At 68.8% G+C, this 18,728-nt stretch carries 17 protein-coding genes; 4 read left to right on the top strand and 13 right to left on the bottom strand.

All coding sequences use genetic code 11. From position 1 onward, the window contains the following. Nucleotides 1-24: 24 nt before the first annotated feature. The 8 genes from DK459_RS16180 to DK459_RS16145 form a co-directional block, all read right to left on the bottom strand. Entirely contained in the window at nt 25-930 is a 906-nt protein-coding gene (locus tag DK459_RS16180; RefSeq protein WP_026385153.1) for a hydrolase, read from the bottom strand. A 5-nt stretch (nt 931-935) separates the two neighbouring features. After that, nucleotides 936-1,946: an ABC transporter ATP-binding protein gene (locus tag DK459_RS16175; RefSeq protein WP_053499008.1), complete on the bottom strand. Its 1,011-nt coding sequence runs from the start codon at nt 1,944-1,946 to the stop codon at nt 936-938. Next, the gene (locus DK459_RS16170) at nt 1,943-2,926 is read right to left on the bottom strand and encodes an ABC transporter ATP-binding protein (protein WP_006386784.1); all 984 of its coding nucleotides are present in this window, start codon (nt 2,924-2,926) and stop codon (nt 1,943-1,945) included. Before DK459_RS16170 ends, DK459_RS16175 begins: the two co-directional genes overlap by 4 nt. A gap of 130 nt (nt 2,927-3,056) precedes the next feature. Continuing rightward, nucleotides 3,057-3,974, bottom strand: coding sequence for an ABC transporter permease (locus DK459_RS16165; protein ID WP_026385154.1), 918 nt, complete (start codon nt 3,972-3,974; stop codon nt 3,057-3,059). A 5-nt stretch (nt 3,975-3,979) separates the two neighbouring features. Then, nucleotides 3,980-4,957 carry an ABC transporter permease gene (locus tag DK459_RS16160; protein WP_006392551.1) on the bottom strand — a complete coding sequence of 326 codons (978 nt, stop codon included), beginning with the start codon at nt 4,955-4,957 and terminating at the stop codon, nt 3,980-3,982. 50 nt (nt 4,958-5,007) lie between these two features. Further along, nucleotides 5,008-6,648, bottom strand: a complete 1,641-nt coding sequence (locus DK459_RS16155; protein ID WP_054499522.1) for an ABC transporter substrate-binding protein — start codon at nt 6,646-6,648, stop codon at nt 5,008-5,010. 64 nt (nt 6,649-6,712) lie between these two features. Further along, complete coding sequence (locus DK459_RS16150) at nt 6,713-7,684, bottom strand: succinylglutamate desuccinylase/aspartoacylase family protein (protein WP_049054790.1); 972 nt, start codon at nt 7,682-7,684, stop codon at nt 6,713-6,715. Between the two features lie 53 nt (nt 7,685-7,737). Continuing rightward, nucleotides 7,738-9,174, bottom strand: coding sequence for a M20 family metallopeptidase (locus DK459_RS16145; RefSeq protein ID WP_054499523.1), 1,437 nt, complete (start codon nt 9,172-9,174; stop codon nt 7,738-7,740). 166 nt (nt 9,175-9,340) lie between these two features. Between DK459_RS16145 and DK459_RS16140 the strand changes: the two genes are divergently transcribed. Beyond that, on the top strand, nt 9,341-10,255 hold the full coding sequence (locus DK459_RS16140) for a LysR family transcriptional regulator (RefSeq protein ID WP_024067556.1): 915 nt from the start codon (nt 9,341-9,343) through the stop codon (nt 10,253-10,255). Between the two features lie 74 nt (nt 10,256-10,329). Here DK459_RS16140 and DK459_RS16135 read toward each other — a convergent pair whose 3' ends face one another. From DK459_RS16135 to DK459_RS16125, 3 genes are all read right to left on the bottom strand, one after another. Next, on the bottom strand, nt 10,330-11,943 hold the full coding sequence (locus tag DK459_RS16135) for an ABC transporter substrate-binding protein (protein ID WP_006386791.1): 1,614 nt from the start codon (nt 11,941-11,943) through the stop codon (nt 10,330-10,332). A gap of 491 nt (nt 11,944-12,434) precedes the next feature. Further along, the gene (locus DK459_RS16130; protein WP_006386792.1) at nt 12,435-12,668 is read right to left on the bottom strand and encodes a hypothetical protein; all 234 of its coding nucleotides are present in this window, start codon (nt 12,666-12,668) and stop codon (nt 12,435-12,437) included. A 121-nt stretch (nt 12,669-12,789) separates the two neighbouring features. Continuing rightward, nucleotides 12,790-13,659 carry an NAD(P)H-hydrate dehydratase gene (locus tag DK459_RS16125; RefSeq protein ID WP_054499525.1) on the bottom strand — a complete coding sequence of 290 codons (870 nt, stop codon included), beginning with the start codon at nt 13,657-13,659 and terminating at the stop codon, nt 12,790-12,792. Nucleotides 13,660-13,749: 90 nt separating this feature from the next. Here DK459_RS16125 and DK459_RS16120 point away from each other — a divergent pair, with 90 nt between their 5' ends. After that, nucleotides 13,750-14,583: an enoyl-CoA hydratase/isomerase family protein gene (locus DK459_RS16120; RefSeq protein ID WP_020925438.1), complete on the top strand. Its 834-nt coding sequence runs from the start codon at nt 13,750-13,752 to the stop codon at nt 14,581-14,583. 115 nt (nt 14,584-14,698) lie between these two features. Here DK459_RS16120 and DK459_RS16115 read toward each other — a convergent pair whose 3' ends face one another. Then, on the bottom strand, nt 14,699-15,439 hold the full coding sequence (locus tag DK459_RS16115) for an enoyl-CoA hydratase-related protein (protein ID WP_054443755.1): 741 nt from the start codon (nt 15,437-15,439) through the stop codon (nt 14,699-14,701). Next, nucleotides 15,436-16,407: a nitronate monooxygenase family protein gene (locus DK459_RS16110; RefSeq protein ID WP_049055011.1), complete on the bottom strand. Its 972-nt coding sequence runs from the start codon at nt 16,405-16,407 to the stop codon at nt 15,436-15,438. Before DK459_RS16110 ends, DK459_RS16115 begins: the two co-directional genes overlap by 4 nt. A gap of 199 nt (nt 16,408-16,606) precedes the next feature. Here DK459_RS16110 and DK459_RS16105 point away from each other — a divergent pair, with 199 nt between their 5' ends. Together DK459_RS16105 and DK459_RS16100 are read left to right on the top strand one after the other, a co-directional pair. Further along, on the top strand, nt 16,607-17,230 hold the full coding sequence (locus tag DK459_RS16105) for a TetR/AcrR family transcriptional regulator (protein ID WP_006386796.1): 624 nt from the start codon (nt 16,607-16,609) through the stop codon (nt 17,228-17,230). A gap of 35 nt (nt 17,231-17,265) precedes the next feature. Beyond that, a complete protein-coding gene (locus DK459_RS16100) occupies nt 17,266-18,414 on the top strand; it encodes an acyl-CoA dehydrogenase family protein (protein WP_006386797.1) in 1,149 nt (382 codons plus the stop codon). Nucleotides 18,415-18,728 lie beyond the last annotated feature (314 nt).

Below are 18,728 nucleotides of genomic sequence, written 5' to 3'. Positions count from 1 at the left end.
GCTAGCGGGAATGAAAGGGAACGTTCAAGCGACCTGCTGGCCGGCCAGGCGCGCCAGCTCGGCGTCGCTCGGCATGCCGCCCTCGAACCAAAGGCTGGCGCAGACCGCGGACATGGCGCGGCCGTCGTGGCCGATGCCGGGCACCACCTGCAGCGTCCAGTTGAACGGCACGCCGCGGCGCTCGGCTTCCTTGCGGCCGGCCTCGAAGTAGTTGTGGGCGCGGGCGAAGCGGTGCGGGCCTTGGCGCATGGCGGCCGGTTCCGACGGCAGGTTGGGGTCGTCGGTGGCGATGTCCTGGTCGCCGGCCAGGATGGTCATCGGATAGGCCAGCAGCTTGACCAGGTGGTCTTCGGTCAGGCCGACGCCGTCCATGCCTTCGGGGAACGGATAATCGAATGTCGGCAGGGTGTACCAGCCGGGGTTGCCCGCGGTCACCGCCTTGAACGGCGCGTGCGACTGGCTGCTCATCAGGCGGTGCACGAACTGGCCGCCGGCCGAGTGGCCGAACAGGTAGACGTTCTCGCCATCGGTGATCTCGGCCGCGATCATGTCGCGGATCACGTTGCCGACCAGCGCATAGGTCCAGCCGTCGATGTGGCGCGGGTTGCCGCCGGCCGAGAACACGCGGCCGTTGTTGTAGCTTTCCACGCCCGGCCAGATCTCGTTGGAGAAGGTCAGCGCCACGATCAGCAGCTTGTGCTTGTCGGCGGCCTCGACCCAGAAGTCGCGGTATTCGTCGCCGTTGCGCAGCACGCCGTGCTGCACGATCACCACCGGGCGGTCCGGGGTGTAGCCGTAGGGGCGGTAGGTCTGCAGCTTGAACGGGCGATCGGAATTGCGATCCTCGTCGATATAGGTGATGGCGTTGCGGCCGGCATGGCCCATTTCGATGGCGATGCGGTCCACGTTGGACATGTCAGAGGGTTTCATGGCGTTCAGGCGGTGGCTTCGTTCAGGTGGCAGGCCGACCAGTGGCCCGGAGAGATTTCCTTCAGCGTCGGCGCCTGCTCGCGGCAGCGCGGCATGGCGTGCGGGCAGCGCGGGTTGAAGGTACAGCCCGACGGCGGGTTCAGCGGCGACGGGATCTCGCCCTTGATCGGCGTGAACTTGCGGCCGCGGCGGGCCACGTCCGGCACCTCGGCCATCAGGGCCTGGGTGTACGGATGGTTGGCGCGCGCGAAGATCTCGGCCGAGGTGGAGATCTCGACGATCTTGCCCAGGTACATGATAGCCACGCGATCCGAGATGTGGCGCACCACGCCCAGGTCGTGGCTGATGAAGAGGTAGGTGAAACCGTGCTGCTCGCGCAGGTCCATGAACAGGTTGATCACCTGCGCCTGGATCGACACGTCCAGCGCCGCCACCGGTTCGTCGCACACCAGGAACTTGGGCGCCACCATCAGCGCGCGGGCGATGCCGATGCGCTGGCGCTGGCCGCCGGAGATCTGATGCGGGAAGCGATCGCGGTATTCCGTGTCCAGGCCCACTTCCTTCAGGGCCTGGTCGATGCGCGCGGGAATCTCGGCCGGCGGCGCCAGCTTGTGCACCTTGAGCGATTCGCCCAGGATCTGGCGCAGGCGCTGGCGCGGATTGAGCGAGGCCTGTGGGTCCTGGAAGATCATCTGCACGCCCAGCGTGTAGGCCAGCCTGTCGGCGCCGCGCAGGCGGCGGGCATCCTGGCCTTGATAGAGCAGGTCGCCTTCGGTCTGGCGGTGCAGGCCGGCGACGACGCGGCCCAGGGTGGACTTGCCGCAGCCGGACTCGCCCACCAGGCCGACGACTTCGCCGCGGCCGATGCGCAGGTCGACGCCGTTGACGGCATACACGGTGCGGCGGTCGATCGGGCGGCCGCCCAGGGCCAGGATGCGCTGGGCCAGGTCGGGACGCTGTTCGAAGCGCTTGTGGACGTTCCTGAGCTCGATGACAGGGGTATCGGCTTGACTCATGCTTGCTCGGCCTCGCGGGCGATCGGGACGTAACAGCGATAGCTGCGCGAACCTTCGGTGGTAACGGTGGGGGCTTGCTCGGTGCAGCGCGTGACCGCGTGGGTGCAGCGCGGCCGGAAGGCACAGCCCGACGGGCGGCCGGCCAGGCTGGGCGCCATGCCGTTGATCTGGTGCAGGCGCGCGCCCGGCGTGGTGGCGCCAGGCATCGAGTCCAGCAGGCCGCGGGTATAAGGATGGCGCGGCGCGTCCAGCACCTGTTCGACCGGGCCGCTCTCGACGATGCGGCCGGCGTACATGACCGCGACGCGGTCGGCCAGCTCGGCCACCACGCCCAGGTCGTGGGTGATCCAGATCAGCGCCGTGTTGTGCTCGCGGCAGATCTCCTGCATGCGGTACAGGATCTGGCCCTGGATGGTCACGTCCAGCGCCGTGGTCGGTTCGTCGCAGATGATCAGGTCGGGCTTGTTGAGCATGGCGATGGCGATCGCCACGCGCTGGCGCATGCCGCCCGAGAATTCGTGCGGGTAGCTCTTCAGGCGCTTTTCCGGCGACGGGATGCCGACCATGGCCAGCGCCTCGCGGCAGCGCTCCAGCGCTTCGGCGCGCGGCACGTCCTCGTGCGTCAGGATGGCCTCCATCATCTGCTCGCCGATGCGCAGCACCGGATTGAGCGTCATCAGCGGGTCCTGGAATATCATGGCGATGCGGTTGCCGCGCAACTGGCGCATCTGCTCTTCGGAGAGCTTGCGCAAGTCGTTGCCCTTGAACTTCACTTCGCCGTCGACGACTTCCCCGGGCGGATCGATCAGCCCCAGCAGTGAAAAGCCGGTGACCGACTTGCCCGAGCCGGACTCGCCGACCAGGCCCACGATCTCGCCGCGGCGCACGGTCAGGTCGACGCCGTCGACCGCCAGCCAGGCGCCGGCCTCGGTATGGAATGCGGTGCGCAGGCCGCGCACTTCTAGAAGCGTGTCATTCATATCATTTGTCCATTGCGCCAGCCGCCAAGCATGCGGGAGGCCTTGCCCAATCGGGATGCCGCGGAGCCGGCTCCGCCGGTCCGCTGGCATGCCCCCTTGAGGGGGAAGCGCGCAGCGCTTCGGGGGTGGGTCATTTCCTCGGATCCAGGCTTTCGCGCAGGCGGTCGCCGACGATATTGATGGAAAGGATAAGCAGCAACAGCGCAATGCCCGGGAACAGGCTGATCCAGTAGTCGCCCGACAGCAGGTACTGGAAGCCGTTGGAGATCAGCAGGCCCAGCGACGGTTCGGTGATCGGCACGCCGACGCCCAGGAACGACAGCGTCGCTTCCAGCGCGATGGCGGTGGCGATCTGGATGGTGGCGAACACCATGACGGGGCCCAGGCAGTTGGGCAGCAGGTGGAACACCATGATGCGCCAGGCCGGGAAGCCCAGGTTGGCGGCGGCCTCGACGTACTCCTTGCGCCGCTCCTGCAGCGCGCGGCTGCGCATGATGCGGGCATAGTGGCCCCATTGCACCAGCACCAGCGCCAGGATCACCTTGTCGACCCCGCGCCCCAGCACCACCAGCAGCACCAGCGCCACCAGGATGGTCGGGAAACCCAGGATGAAGTCGACGATGCGCATCAGCACGGTATCGACCAGGCCGCCGACGTAGGCGGCCACCAGGCCGACCGCGCCGCCCACGGCGGTGGCCAGCACCACCGCCGACAGGCCCACCATCAGGCTGATGCGCAGGCCGTACAGGATGGCGCTGAGCATGTCGCGGCCCTGGTCGTCGGTGCCGAGCCAGGCGATGCTGCCGTCCATCAGCGCCTGGCGCGGCGCCAGGCGGCCGTCCATCAGCGACAGGTTGGCCAGGTCATAGGGGTTCTGCGGCGCGAAGTAGGGCGCGAACACCACCAGCAGCACCAGGATGGCCAGCGCGATGACCGAGCCGCGCACGGTCGGGCGGGCCCGCAGTTTCTTCAGGATCGAGGCGCGCTTGGGCGTATCGGCCAGGGGCTGGACGGTACGGGTGCGGCCGGTATTGGGAGATTGAGCCATGGCGATTATTGAGCGGGGGTCACGAGCTGCACGCGCGGATCGAGCGCGGCGTACAGGATGTCCACAACCAGGTTGATGACCACGAAGATCAGGGTGACCAGCATCACGTACGCGACCACCACGGGCCGGTCGAGCTGGTAGACGCTGTCGATGAGCAGCTTGCCCATGCCGGGCCACGCGAACACGGTCTCGGTGATGGTGGAATAGGCGATCAGGCTGCCGAATTCCATGCCGATGACGGTGACCACCGGGATCAGGATGTTGCGCAGGATGTGGCGGCGCACGATGCGGCCGGGCTTGATGCCCTTGGCGCGCGCGAACTTCACGTAGTCCTGGCTGCGGGCCTCGACCACGCCCGAGGCGGTCAGGCGCAGCACCAGCGCGATGTTGGCCAGCGCCAGGTTGATGGCCGGCATGATCAGGTGCGACCAGCCGTCGGCCGTCAGGATCGACAGGCGCACGCCCAGCACCGTCACGGTGTCGCCGCGGCCGGTGGCGGGCAGCCAGCCGAGCCACACCGCGAACAGCAGGATCAGCATCATGCCCTGCCAGAAGTTGGGCAGCGAGAAGCCCAGCACCGACGACGCCATGATGCCGCGGCCCAGGGGCTCATCGCGGTACAGGCCGGCCACCAGGCCCAGCGGAATGCCGATCACACAGGTCAGGCCGATGGCCACGATCACCAGTTCGAAGGTGGCGGGGATGCGCTGCACGATCAACTCGATGGCCGGGATGCCGTGCACGAACGAGGTGCCCAGGTCGCCGTGCAGCGCGCGCCACAGGAACCCTGTGTATTGCTGCCACACGGGCAGGTCCAGGCCGAGGCGGGCGATCATCGCCTCGCGCGCCGCCTGGCTGGCTTCGGGGCTGACCAGCAGTTCGATCGGGTCGCCCACGGCATACACCGCGAAGAAGACCACGACCGAGACGGCCAGCAGCACGAACAGACTCTGGATCAGTCTGCGTAGGATGAAAAGGGCCACGTGATATTTCCTTGGTGGGCTCGGGGTTGCAGGCGCCGCAAACGGCGATCTTAATTGGCGGGCTTGGCCGACATGGCCAGGGTGTATTGGTCGGCGCGGCCTTCGTACGTCAGGCCCTTGCGGAATGCCCAGATGCTGCTTTCGAAATGCAGCGGAATGCTGGGCAGGTCGGCCAGCGCCAGCGTCAGGGATTCCTGCAGCAGCTTCTCACGCACCGCCGGATCGACGGTGGTCAGCGCGCGCTCGAAGACCTTGTCGAAGGCCGGATTGTCATAGCCGCCGTAGTTGCTGGTGCCCAGGCCGTGCTCCTTGTCGAAGGCGCTGACCCAGTACTGCAGGAACGACGAGGCTTCGCCGGTTTCCGACGACCAGCCGCCCATGGCGAAGCTGAACTCGCGCTTGGCGCGCTTGGGGAAGTAGACCGAGCGCGTCATGGCGTCCACGGTCGTCTTGATGCCCACGCGCGACAGGTACTGGGCCACGGCCTGCGAGATCTGCGCGTCGTTGATGTAGCGGTCGTTGGTGGACGAGATGGTCAGCTCGAAGCCGTCCGGGTAGCCGGCCTCGGCCAGCAGCTTCTTGGCGGCGGCCGGATCGTACTTCAGTTCTGGCGGCGGTTGCAGCGTGCCGAACATGCCATCGGGCAGGAACTGGTTGGCCGGCGTGGCGGCGCCGTCCATGATGCGGGCGGCGATGGCCTTGCGGTCGATCGCCATCGAGATGGCGCGGCGCACGCGCACGTCCTGCAGCGGGTTCTTGCCGTCGGCGGCGCGCACCATTGGGCTGGGGCTGCGCGCCACGTCGAACTGGAAGTACACCACCCGCACCGACGGCGTGATGACGTAGCCGAAGCCCGGCGTTTCCGAGATACGCTTGACGTCGCGCGCGGCGGGGTTCTCGATCAGGTCGAAGTCGCCGGCCAGGAGGCCGGTCAGGCGCGGGCCGGCGGCCGGCACCGGAATCAGCCGCACGTTCGGCCAGGCCGGCTTGTCGCCCCAGTAGGCGTCGTTGCGCGCCAACTCGATGGCGCTGCCCTTGACGTACGACTTGAGCGTGTACGGGCCGGTGCCGATGGCGGACTTGCCGTTGTTGAAGTCGCTGATGGTGGGCCAGGGGCCGGTCACGCCGCAACCATTCTTGGGATCGAAGCGGATCGGGCCGTGCTCGACGATGCCGCTCCACAGCATGGCGTTGCGGGTCAGGTCGTTGGGCAGCAGCGGGTAGGGCAGGTGGGTCTTGATGACCAGCACGTTGCCGTCGCGCACGTCGATGCTGGCCAGCTTCTGCACCACGCTGGCATACGAGCCGCCGATCGATTGTTCGTTGTGCAGCGCGCGGCACAGCGTGAAGATCACGTCATCGGGCGTGAACGGCTGGCCGTTGGAGAACTTCACGCCGTCGCGCAGGGTGAATTCCCAGGTGGTGTCGTCCACCGCCTTCCAGGCGGTCGCCAGCCGCGGCACCAGGTTCATCTTGGCGTCCTGGCCGACCAGGGTCTCGAAGATATGCGAGGTCATCGCGTCGTTCGGCGTGACCTGGTGGTAGTGCGGGTCCATCGCCGTGGGTTCGGACGACAGGCCGATGCGCAGCGTCTGCGGGGCCGACTGGGCCTGGGCCATGGCGCCAGCGGCCAGGGCGGCCGCCAGCGTACAGGTCGATAACGCGCTGCGGATGAAAACGTTTGCGGACATGCTGCTTCCCTTGGTGTTTTTTTATATGAGGCGCCGCGCCATCGAGGGCGCGCCGCGCGAAGAATCAGACGATGGGCTGGGCCAGCCGGACCACGGTGACGCCGGCCCGCAGGTTGGCGGTCGACGGCATGATCAGCACGCAATCATCGTAGGGCGTGGTCACGGCCTCGCCCTCGGACCAGCCGATTACGCTGCCGGCGCGCGCCAGCGTCTCCAGGCCCTTCCAGGGCTCGGCGAAACGGAAGTCGGCGCTCTTGGCGGCGATCGCGTGGGTCACGCGCAGCGCGCGCTGGGCGCTGGCCTGGGGGGCGAACCAGGCGGCGGGCAGGTCGGCCTCGTCCACCGTGCCGGCCGCCACCAGGAAACGCGCCATCTGGTCGAGCGCCACGCCGCGCGCCTCGGGCGCGCCATGGAAGCCGCATTCGATCAGCAGCGAGCGGGTGCCGTTGTCGCCGGCCTCGCCGAAGCGGCCGTAGTCACGCATGCGCACGCCGGCGGCATGGCCGGCGTCGGCGATGATGGTGGCGGGGTTGCCCAGCGACAGGGCCAGGTCGATGTTGCGCTGTTCCATGCCGGTCAGTTGCAGCGGCACGTCGGAATTGCTCATCGAGTGGAAGTCCAGCAGCCAGTCGGCCTGCGCCACCCAGGGCTGGATGGCGGCGGCGCGGCGGCGTTCCTGGCTGATGGGCTGGGCCAGCTTGTCGTCGCTCCAGACCCGGTTCATGTCTTCGTCGACGAAGCGCGCCGGCGCGTAGTTGGCCGGATCGAAGCGGTCGAACGCGGCCAGGTTGCAGAATGCCAGCGTCAGCGAACCACGGCGCGGGCGCAGGCCGGCGGCCAGCGCGTCCTTCAGGGCCCAGGCGCCGCACAGCTCGTTGCCGTGGACCAGGGCGCTGAGCATCACGCGCTTGCCCGGCACGCCGGAGTCGAAATGCCAGACGCCGGGGGTATCCGTGTTGCCCACGCGCTCGGCCGCCAGATCCGGACAGGCGAGCAAAAAGGGGCGCGGACGGGACGCGGTAGGGGACGAGGACATGGGAACTCCGATCAAGCGAGGGGGATTGTATAAGGGATGGCGCCCGAAGGCGGTCAGGTGGCGGTCAGGCGCTCGCGTTGCGCGGCCACGGCCGCGCCCTGTTCGCCCAGGTCCCAGAACAGGCCGGCCATCACCGCCGCGCCTTCGCGCGCCACGGAGGCGAGCAGGTGTTCGTCGGGGCCGTGCTGGCAACAGGCGGGATAGGAATGCGGCACCCAGATGGTGGGCAGCCCCAGCACTTCCGAGAAAGCGTCGTTGGGCACCGTGCCGCCCAGGTTGGGCAGCAGCGCCGGAGTCTTGCCGGTGGTGGCGGCCAGCGAGGCCACGGCCCAGCGCGCCCACGGATCATCCGGGTCCAGCCGGGTGGCCGGCGTGCCGCGCCGCACGCGGACATTGACCTGCTGCAAGCCCCGCGCGTCCAGGTGCCGCCGCAGGATGCCCTCGGCCTGGCGCCAGTCGGTGCCGACCACGAAGCGCAGGTTGCAGGTGGCGCTGGCGCGTGGCGGGATCGCGCCCACCGGGTTGTCGGGGTTGCCGGTCTTGTAGGCCAGCACTTCCAGCGTGTTCCAGCCGAACAGGCGTTCGGCCAGCGACAGGCCGGGCTCGCCCCAGTCCGGGTCGACGTCGGGCGCGTCGTCGTCCTGGCCCACCTGGATGTCCGCCAGCGCCTGGCGCACCGCGGCCGGAATGGCCGGGGGGCGCAGGCCATCAACCAGCAAGCGGCCGCGCGAATCCACCAGGCTGGCCAGCGCGTTCGCCAGGATGGTGCCGGGATTGGGCAGCACGCCGCCCCAGTTGCCAGAGTGGTGGGCGTGGCCGCGCAGGTCAACCGTCAGGTCGAACAGCAGCGTGCCGCGCGATCCCAGGAACAGCGTCGGCAGGTCTGCCGCCAGCCGCGGTCCGTCGGAGGCGATGAAGACGTCCGCCGCCAGCGCTTCGCGCCAGGCGGCGCAGGCCTGGTGCAGACCGGGCGAGCCGACTTCCTCGCCGCATTCCACCAGCATGCGCAGGTTGAAGCCCAGGCGCCCGCCGCGTTCGGCCCGCACCTGTTCCAGCGCGGTCATGTTGACGCAGTACTGTCCTTTGTTGTCGGCGGTGCCGCGGCCGTACCAGCGATCGCCCTCGGCCGTCAGGCGCCACGGCGCCAGGCCGGCGCGCCACTGTTCGTCGTAGCCGCGCACCACGTCGCCATGGGCGTACATCAGCACGGTGGGCAGGGCCGGGTTCTCGATGCGTTCCGCCAGCAGGAACGGCGGGCCGCCTGCGACCGGGTTGTCCTCGACGCGCCAGGCACAGCCCAGGCTTTCCAGGCGCGGCGCGATCGCCGCGCGCAGGTAGTCGTACAGCGCCTCGCGCTGGTCGGGGTTCTGGCTTTCGGTGCGATGGGCGACCAGCGTTGCCAGGTCGCGCTGCAAGGCGCCGCTCTCGGCATAGGCGGTCGCGCGGCCGACGGCCGCGGCGCGGCTGGCGCTCGGGATTGCTGCTGACACGGACTTCCCCTTTTCTGGCCGGACGCGTCAGGGGGGCGTCCGGCTGGATCGTTGCGCAAATTCTAGGATCAGGGAAGCTTTCTCTACAATTAGAATATTTATCGGAAGCCTTGCAAAAAAGGCAAAGCTTCCTCCTTCATGGATTCACCCCCAACGAGGCGCGAACATGCACGGCATCGCCCTGCGGTACTTTGTCGAAGTGGCCCAGGCGGGCAGCCTGAGCGGCGCGTCCGAACGCCTGCACGTGGCGGTGTCGGCCATCAGCCGGCAGATCGCCAAGCTGGAGGAAGAGGCGGGCGCGCCCTTGTTCGAGCGCGCCGCGCGCGGCATGGTGCTGAGCGAGGCCGGCCGACTGCTGCTGGCCCACGCGCGCCGCACATTGCTTGAATCGGACTCGGTGCTGCAGGAGATCGCCGCGCTCAAGGGCATGGCGCGCAACGAGATCCGCATGGCGGCGGTGGAGGGCGTGGCGCGCATTTTCCTGCCGTCGGCCATGGCGCGGTTCCGCCGTGATTGGCCCGATGTGCGTTTCGACCTGCACGTGGGCACGCCGGCCGACGTCGCGCGCCGCGTTGCCGAGGGCAGCGTCGAGCTGGGCATGACCTTCAACGTCGAGCGGCTCAGCGGCGTCAGCGTGCGTTATTCGCGGCGCGCGCCGGTACACGCCGTCATGGCCGCGGGCCATCCGCTGGCCGGCCGCAAAAGCGTCAGCCTGCAGGAACTGGGCCGCTACCCGCTGGCGCTGACCGGCCCGGGCACCACCACCCGGCATCTGTTCGAGATGGGCTGCCTGCTGGAGTCGGTGCAGCTTGAACCGACCTTCACCTGCAACGATTCGTCGCCGCTGCACGGCTTCGTGTTCGGGTCCGACGCCATCATGCTCAGCGGCTACATCTCGGTGGCCTGGAGCCTGAAGCGCGACGAACTGGTGGCGGTGCCGATCTCCAACGCGCAGTTGCAGTCGCGCACCTTGCAGCTGCACGTCATGCAGGGGCGCCAGCTGCCGTCCAAGACGGAGGCCTTCATTGCCCTGCTGTCGCGCGAGCTGGACGTGCTGCTGGAGGACGGCCCGGGCGCTTGAGGCAAGACGCGCGGACGCTGGCACAAACAAAAACGGCTGCCCCGAGGGCAGCCGTTTTCATGTCCCGCGCCGGATTACTTGGCGTCGGGCTTGACCGAGGTGGCCAGCGTGAACTGGTCGCGGCGGCCTTCGTAGGAGATGCCCTTGCGGAAGGCCCAGATGCTGCTTTCGAAGTGCAGCGGGATCAGCGGCACGTTGTCCAGCGCGATCTGGGTGGCTTCCTGCAGCAGCTTCTCGCGCTTGGGCGCGTCGACCGTGACGATGGCCTGCTTGTAGACCTTGTCGAAATCGGCGTTGGTGAAGCCGCCGTAGTTGCTGGTGCCCAGGCTCTTGGGCGAGTCGAGCGAGGCGACCCACAGCTGGAACAGCGCCGAGGCTTCGCCCGTTTCCGCCGGCCAGCCGCCCATCGAGAAGCTGAACTCGCGCTTGGCGCGCTTGGGGAAGTAGATCGAGGCGGTCATGGCGTCGACGTTGGTCTTGATGCCGACGCGGGCCAGGTACTGGGCCACGGCCTGCGCCACCTGGCCGTCATTGACGTAGCGGTCGTTGGTGGACGAGAGGGTCAGCTCGAAGCCGTTGGGGTAGCCGGCTTCGGCCAGCAGCTTCTTGGCGCCTTCCGGGTCGTACTTGATTTCCGGGGCCTTGGGCAGCGCGCCGAACATGCCGTCGGGCATGAACTGGTAGGCCGGGGTGGCCATGCCGTCCATGATGCGGGCGGTGATGGTCTTGCGATCGATGGCCATCGAGATCGCCTTGCGCACTCGCAGGTCCTGCAGCGGGTTCTTGCCGTCGGCGCTCTTGACGAACGGGCTCGGGTTGCGCGCCACGTCGGGCTGGAAGAACACCAGGCGGGTCGAGGGCGTGGCCACGAAACCGAACTTGGGGTTGTCCTTCAGGCGTTGCAGGTCGCGCGCGGCGGGGTTTTCGATCATGTCGAAGTCGCCCGACAGCAGGCCGGTCAGGCGCGGGCCGGCGGCCGGCACCGGCACGAACTTCACTTCCTTCCAGTAGGGCTTCGGGCCCCAGTAGTTCTCGTTGCGCACCAGTTCGATGCCGGTGCCCTTGACGTACGACTTCAGGGTGTACGGGCCGGTGCCGATGGCGTCCTTGCCGTTGTTGAAGTCGGCCACCGTGGGCCACGGGCCGGTCACGCCGCAACCCTTCTTCGGGTCGAAGGTCAGCTTGCCGTGCTCGACGATGCCGTTCCAGATGATCGGCAGCGAGCGCGCCATTTCGGCGGGCATCAGCGGGAAGGGGGCGCCGGTCTTGATGATGACGGTGTGCGCATCCGGCGTCTGCACGTCGGTGATCAGCTTGGTCGTGTCCATGTAGGACTGCGACACGTTGGTCTCGTTGTTCAGCGTGCGGCAGATCGTGAACAGCACGTCTTCGGACGTGAACGGCTTGCCGTTGGAGAACTTGACGTCGTCGCGCAGCTTGAATTCCCAGGTCAGGTCGTCCAGGTTCTTCCAGGACGTGGCCAGCGCGGGCACCAGCTTCATGTCGGCACTGCGGCCTACCAGCGAACTGTAGACGTGCGCGGAGAACGCGTCGTTCTGCGTCATCTTGTGGTAGTGGGGGTCGGCCGAGGTGGGTTCGGCGGACAGGCCGATCTTCAGCGTCTGGGCCTGGGCAGCGGCCAAGGGAATGGCGGCGGCCACGAGGGCCAGGGTGGTGCGCAACTTCATGGTGACAACTCCGGATGGGGAACGAACCGGATCGTGCTGGCGGCGCGGAACAGGGGCGGGCCTACCGGGGAAACGCAACGTCGGCCGGGGGGCTTGCGGTGTTTTTGGCGCCAGGCACGACGGCAAGGGGCCGATTATCGGTAGGGGCTTCGCGCGCTGTCAATGCGCGCCGGGCCGACGTCAGGGTAAACGCCGAGAGGGGGAATAGCCGGCGAAGCCGCGCGAAAAATGCCAATCGCCCCAGTTCGAGGCGGTCCCGCTTCGGGACGGCTTCGCACTGGGGCGACGGGGGAATTGCGTCGTGGAGGGCGTCGCGGGGCCCCGCAAGTGGGGCCGGCGCGGCGCGATGGCGCCCGGTGAGGGGAAAGGCCAAAGGCCCCGGACGCCGGGTCCGATGCAACGGGCGCCGCATCGGCGGCGGGCGTCACAGCGGCAGCGCGCCAGGCTGAATCGCGGGAGATCGGTCGCGACTCAGTCCGGCACGGCTGTTCTTACCACTGCGAACCGGAGAAGCGCGAGCTGGCGGCGCGGGCCTTGTTCATCGACTCGTTCACTTCGTCGATGAAGGCGAACACGGCGGCGACAGCGGCGGCGATCGACTTGCCGGCCTTCTTCAGGTTGGTCAGCGGGTGGGAATTCGGTTGGTTCTCGAGGGCGCCGCGGAGCAGGTCGCGCTCCAGCGCGTCGGTCAGGCGGGCAGTGTGGTTCAGGGTCAGTTCGCTCATGGTTTTCTCCAGTCCGTTTCGTCTTGGGGTAAACCATTATAGGGATAACCCTAAATCAAAAGCAACGCGTTTTTAGGGGAAAACCCTAGTATGTTGTAAAAATGTATTTGCCGCCGGGGACTTAGGCTGTCGGTCCACCGTTGCGCAGGCCCCGGGCGGCATCCGCCAGCTCGCCCGCGGTCAGCCCGATCGGCCCGATGCCCCGGGCCACCAGGGCGTCGGCGGCCGCGCCATGCAGCCAGACCGCGCCGGCCACGGCCTGCTCGAGGGGCAGGCGCTGAGCCAACAACGAGCCCAGCATGCCGGCCAATACGTCCCCGGTTCCGGCCGTGGCCAGCCCCGGGTTGCCGCTGGTGTTGCGGCGCCACGTGCCGTCGGGGGCGCAGATCAGCGTGCCGGCGCCCTTCAGGACCACCCAGGCGCCGAAGCGCCGCGCCAGCGCCTGGGCGGCGGCGCCGCGGTCGGCCTGGACGCGGGCGGTGTCCTGGCCCAGCAGGCGGCCGGCCTCGGCCGGGTGCGGGGTCAGGACCACCGGGCCGTCGCCCCAGTTGGGCCGGATGCCGCCGTTGGCCAGCAGGTTCAGGCCGTCGGCATCCAGCACCAGCGGCGCGCCGTGGCGTAGCACGAACAGTTCCGACAGGGCGTTGGCGGCCGTCGCGCCGGTGCCGATGCCACACCCGGCGACCCAGGCGGTCACGCCCCAGTCCGCGTCCAGCAGCGAGCGGGCGTCGCGCAGCATCAGTTCGGGTTGCAGCGGATCGCAGGGCAGCGGCGCGGCGTCCTGGGCGAAGCCCACCAGCACCTTGCCGGCGCCGGTCTTGAGCGCGGCGCGCGCGGCCAGCAGCGCCGCGCCTTCCATGCCGCGCCCGCCTCCTACCACGCCGACGGTGCCGAAACTGCCTTTGTGGGTGTCCGGGCCGCGCGCGGTGAACAGGGCGGGCAGATCGTCGCGGCGGATCTCGGCGGCAAAGGAGGAGTCGGGGGTGTTCATGGGCTGAGGCTCCGGGATCGTCGGGGCAGGGGCTATCCACTATAGTGCCCCAAAACGCGCGGCCTTCCGCCCGCGCCACCGGAGACGACGATGACCGATATCACGCTGGAACACTATTCCGCCTACGAGTCCCTCAAGCTGCGCCGCCATCCCAACGGCGTGCTGGAGCTGATCATGGGCTCCAAGGACGGCAAGCCGGGCAAGCTGTCCACCGCCGACGACCGCATGCACCGCGAGCTGGCCGACATCTGGCGCGATATCGATACCGACCCGGACACCCGGGTGGTGGTGATCCGCGGAGAGGGCAAGGGCTTCTCGGGCGGTGGCGACCTGGACCTGGTGCAGCAGATGGCCGAGGACTTCGACGTGCGCACCCGCGTCTGGCGCGAGGCGCGCGATCTGGTCTACAACATCATCAACTGCAGCAAGCCGATCGTGTCGGCGATGCACGGCGCCGCCGTGGGTGCGGGGCTGGTGGCCGGCTTGCTGGCCGACATCTCGATCGCCGCGCGCGATGCCCGCATCATCGACGGCCACACCCGCCTGGGCGTCACCGCTGGCGACCATGCCGCCATCGTCTGGCCGCTGCTGTGCGGCATGGCGCGCGCCAAGTACTACCTGATGCTGTGCGAAACCGTGAGCGGCGAAGAGGCCGAGCGTATCGGCCTGGTGTCGCTGTGCGTGGACGAGGCCGAGTTGATCGGCCGCGCCTTCGAGGTCGCCAACCGCCTGGCGGCCGGCTCGCAGACCGCGATCCGCTGGACCAAGTATTCGCTGAACAACTGGCTGCGCATGGCCGGCCCGACCTTCGATACGTCGCTGGCGCTGGAATTCATGGGGTTCGGCGGCCCGGACGTGCGCGAAGGCGTGCAGTCGTTGCGCGAGCGGCGGGCGCCGAACTTCCGGCCCGACTCGCCGTTCTGACAAGGGCGGCTGCCGGCCGCGTCCGGCCCCGCGCCGGGCGGGATCTGGCCAAGCGCGCCGGCCCAGGCGTCGCATGCGGCGCGGCGGGCGCCCAAGGCGCCCGGCCGTGCCGGATTCACTTCTTGAAGAACGCCGCGAACGCGGCCTGCGCCTCTTCCGTCTGCAAACGGGCGCGGAACTGCTGCGCCTCGTAATCGAGCGTGTCCTGGATCGCCTGCCGCTCCGGGCGCTTGAGCATGGCCTTGGTCAGCCGCAAGGCGGCCGGCGGTTGCTTGGCCAGGCTGGCGGCGGTGGCCTGCGCGGCCGCCAGGGCGCCGCCCTTGGCGGTGACCGCGGTGGCCAGGCCGGCCTCGCAGGCTTCCCGCGCCGAGAACGCCTTGCCCTGCAACAGCCATTCGGCGGCGCGGCGGGCGCCGGCCAGGCGCGGCATCAGCAGGCTGGACGCGCCCTCCGGGCACAGGCCCAGCGCCACGAACGGCATGCGCAGCGTGGCGCCTTCGCCGATGTAGACGAAGTCGCAATGCTGCAGCAGCGTCACGCCGATGCCGATGGCATAGCCCTCGACGGCGGCGATGACCGGCACGTCGGCCTGCGTCAGGGCGCGCAGGAAGGTCAGTCCGGCGCTGTCGCCGGCGCCGCGCTCGGCCTGGAAGTCGCGCAGGTCATTGCCGGCGGTGAAGTGTTCGCCGGCGCCGGCCAGGATCACCGCCGACACGCTGGTGTCGGCGCTGGCCAGCGCGAGCTGTTCGGTCAGCGCGGCGTAGGTGGCCGTGTCGATCGCGTTGCGGCGGTCCTGGCGGTCGATCACCAGCGTCAGCACCGCGCCTTCGCGCGTGACCCGCAGCCCGGCGCTCATGCGAAGGTCCTGGCGGCCAGCTGGGTCTTGGCCTCGGCGTACTCGCGGCGCAGCGTGTCGACGATCTGGCGCGTCGGCTGCACGCTGCCGATGTTGCCCACGCCCTGGCCCGCGCCCCAGATGTCCTTCCACGGCTTGACGCGGCTGGAGCCGAAGTTGGAGGCGCCGCTGTCGGGCTGCGGCAGGTTGGCCGGATCGAGGCCGGCGGCGGCGATGCTGGCCTTCAGGTAGTTGCCGGGGATGCCGGTGAAGAACGGGGTGTAGAGAATGTCCGAGGCGCTGGCCTCGACGATGGCGGACTTGTAGCCTTCGCTGGCGTTGGCTTCCTCGCTGGCGATGAAGCGCGTGCCCATGTAGGCGAAGTCCACGCCCATGGCGAGTGCGGCCAGCACCTGGGCGCCCGAGGTGATGGCGCCCGACAGGATCAGCGGGCCGTCGTAGAAGCGGCGCACTTCGGACACCAGCGCGAACGGGCTGAGCGTGCCGGCATGGCCGCCCGCGCCCGCGCACACCAGGATCAGCCCGTCCACGCCCGCTTCCAGCGCCTTTTCGGCGTGGCGGATGGTGGTGACGTCGTGGAACACCTTGCCGCCCCAGTCGTGGATGCCCTTGACCAGGTCGCCGGGGGCGCGCAGGCTGGTGATGATCAGCGGCACGCGGTGGCTGGCGCACACCGCCAGGTCCTGTTCGAGCCGGTCGTTGGACTGGTGGATGATCTGGTTGACGGCGTAGGGCGCGACGGTGGCGCCCGGATTGGCCTCGCGGTACGAGGCCAGCCCCGCCTGGATCTCGTCCAGCCAGTCGGTCAGCAGGCTCTGCGGACGCGCGTTGAGCGCCGGAAACGAACCGACGATGCCGCTCGTGCATTGCGCGACGACCAGCTTCGGGTTGGACACGATGAACATGGGGGCGCTGATGACCGGCAGGGACATCTGGCCATACAGATCTGTCACGAGGGAGTGGGGCATAACGGCGTCACGTGTGGTTTCGGGTTGAGCGCCCAAGCCGCGCTTGCATGGCGGAAAGGGATGTGCCTACAATTACCTACCGACCGTCCGGTAATTAATTAATCTTTATTTAACGGCAAGCGCCGAACCGCTGTCAATGGAACGGGACCGCCCGCGGTCCGGCATTGCCTGCCTCGACGCCGCCTCACCAGGTTCCCTCATGGCGACTTCCGCAGCCCCCGCCACCAAACGCGCCCGCGCCGGCCGCCCGCCGACCCTGGCGGCGCCGCGCGAACGCATCCTGGCCGAAGCCGCCAAGCTGTTCGCGCGCAGCGGCTACGACGGCAGTTCGGTGTCGGACCTGGCCGCCGCCATTGGCGTGTCCAAGGCCGCCATCTATCACTACTTCACCACCAAGCAGGACATCTACGACGCCATCATCCTGGCGGTGTTGAGCGGCCTGAACCAGAGCGTCGGCCAGGACGTGGCGCGCGCCGAGGGCGGCGCCGCCCGCCTGCGCGCCTTCATGGTCGGCCACGCCCGCTATTTCGAGCAGCACCACGCCGAGTTCGTCACCATGCTGATCGGCTATTCCGGCATGGCGCTGCCCGAGCGCGAGGACGCCGCCCGGCTGCGCGACGGCTACGAGAAGCGCCTGCGCGACCTGATCGCGCAGGGCGTGGCCGAAGGCGCGTTCCGGCCGCTGGACGTGCCCGCCACCGGCCGCGCCGTGCTGTCGATGCTGAACTGGATGGTGCGCTGGTACAAGCCCGGCCAGGGCGACAGCGCCGAGACCATCGCCGCCGGCTATTTCGATTTACTGGTTGGCGGCATGCGCCCCTGAGCGCCGCCGCCCCGCACTCCCGAGAGACTGACATCATGGCCCTGGACACCGAAACCCTGACCCTGTTGCTGGACGCCGTGCGCCGCTTCGTGCACGAACGCCTGATTCCCGCCGAGGACGAACTGGCCGCCAGCGGCCAGGTGCCGCCGGACATCGTCGCCGAAATGCGCGAGCTGGGCCTGTTCGGCCTGTCGATCTCGCCCGACCACGGCGGCCTGGGCCTGACGATGGAAGAAGAAGTGAAGGTGGTGTTCGAACTGGGCCAGACCTCGCCCGCGTTCCGTTCGCTGGCCGGCACCAACATCGGCATCGGCTCGCAGGCCATCGTGCTGGCCGGCACCGACGAACAGCGCGCCCGTTACCTGCCGCGCCTGGCCAGCGGCGAACTGATCGGCTCGTTCGCGTTGACCGAACCCGACGCCGGCTCCGACGCCATGGCGCTGCGCCTGTCGGCCGAACGCGACGGCGACCACTACGTGCTCAACGGCACCAAGCGCTACATCACCAACGCGCCCATCGCCGGCCTGTTCTCGGTGATGGCGCGCACCGCGCCCGAACGCCGCGCCAATTCCATTTCGTGCTTCCTGGTCGAAGCCGGCACGCCTGGCCTCATCATCGGCAAGCCCGACAAGAAAATGGGCCAGGCCGGCGCGCTCACCAGCGACGTGGTCTTCGACAACTGCCGCGTCCCCGCCTCGGCCCTGCTGGGCGGCGAGGAAGGCAACGGTTTCCGCACCTCGATGCGCGTGCTGGACAAGGGCCGCCTGCACATCTCGGCCCTGTGCGTCGGCATCGCCGACCGCCTGCTGCGCGACGCCGTCAAATACGCCACCGAACGCAAGCAGTTCGGCCAGCCCATCGCCGAGTTCCAGCTGATCCAGGCCATGATCGCCGACAGCCAGGCCGAACTCTACGCCGCCCGCTGCATGGTGCTGGACGCCGCCCGCCTGCGCGACCGCGGCGAGAACACCACCATGCAGGCCGCCTGCTGCAAGCTCTACGCCACCGAAATGGTCGGCCGCGTCGCCGACCGCGCCGTCCAGATCCACGGCGGCGCCGGCTACATGTCCGAATACGCCGTGGAACGCTTCTACCGTGACGTGCGCCTCTTCCGCATCTTCGAAGGCACCTCGCAAATCCAGCAACTGGTCATCGCCCGCGAGGTCATCAAGGCCAATAGCTAAGCCGTGCGAAGGCGTGGCGGGCATCCACCCGCCACCCCCCGATGCCGACACCTCAACACTGGAGCAATAGGGCAGGTCGCCATGCATCGTCTGCCGCCAGGCGCCCATGCAACGTGAAGGTCCTCCACCCCCGCGCAGCGTCACCAGAATGCCAAGCACACCGTCCGTCCCAGCACCCGCGATGAGCCTTCAGCGCAGCCCTTTGCGGTGTGGCGTGGGGAATGGGGGGCGTGTAGATGCGCCCGACGGAATCCGAAGGAGTCGCCGCAGGCGAGGACGAGGATGAGTAAGGGGCAGTCCGGAGCGAACGCTCC

It is taken from the genome of Achromobacter sp. RW408 (assembly GCF_003184165.1).
Classification (GTDB): domain Bacteria; phylum Pseudomonadota; class Gammaproteobacteria; order Burkholderiales; family Burkholderiaceae_B; genus Achromobacter; species Achromobacter xylosoxidans.
This window is presented reverse-complemented; position numbering and strand designations above follow the sequence as displayed.